The organism is Thermococcus sp. 9N3 (assembly GCF_012027685.1).
GTDB classification, from domain to species: domain Archaea; phylum Methanobacteriota_B; class Thermococci; order Thermococcales; family Thermococcaceae; genus Thermococcus; species Thermococcus nautili.
This window is the reverse complement of the sequence record NZ_SNUV01000014.1, coordinates 1-402: the sequence shown is the minus strand read 5'-3', so window position 1 is coordinate 402 and position 402 is coordinate 1. Positions and strand designations below refer to the sequence as shown.

The 402-nt window shown below is 40.8% G+C and carries 2 protein-coding genes; both read left to right on the top strand.

Going from position 1 to position 402, the window contains the following annotated elements; all coding sequences use genetic code 11:
• The first annotated feature begins 2 nt into the window (after positions 1-2).
• On the top strand, positions 3-239 hold the full coding sequence (locus E3E30_RS11185) for a biotin/lipoyl-containing protein (RefSeq protein ID WP_346765921.1): 237 nt from the start codon (positions 3-5) through the stop codon (positions 237-239).
• A 4-nt stretch (positions 240-243) separates the two neighbouring features.
• Positions 244-402: E3 binding domain-containing protein (locus E3E30_RS11180; RefSeq protein ID WP_206205173.1), on the top strand; the 159-nt coding region annotated here is incomplete at its 3' end.

Genomic DNA, 402 nt, shown 5'->3' with positions numbered 1-402 from the left:
AGATTAATATAATTATGCCAAAATTTGGAATGACTATGCAGAAAGGAACAATAGTGGAGTGGAAGAAAAAACCGGGTGAAAAAGTGGAGAAAGGGGAAGTTATAGCGATTGTAGAATCGGAAAAAATAACGGGAGAAATAGAAGCCCCAGCATCTGGGATATTAGCGGAGATTTTGCACGGAGTAGGCGATGAAGTCCCTGTGGGCGAGAAAATAGCCATAATTGAAACAGAAGAGTGATCACATGGTAAGTGAAGAAGTTAGAATGCTGGCCGAGCAATACGATATTGATTTGTCAAAGATAACGGGCTCAGGACCAAATGGGGAAGTTACTCTTCAAGACCTTGAAGCTTACATAAAAGAGCACTATTTTCCAAAGGTTAGGCAAGAAGTCAGATCGGAA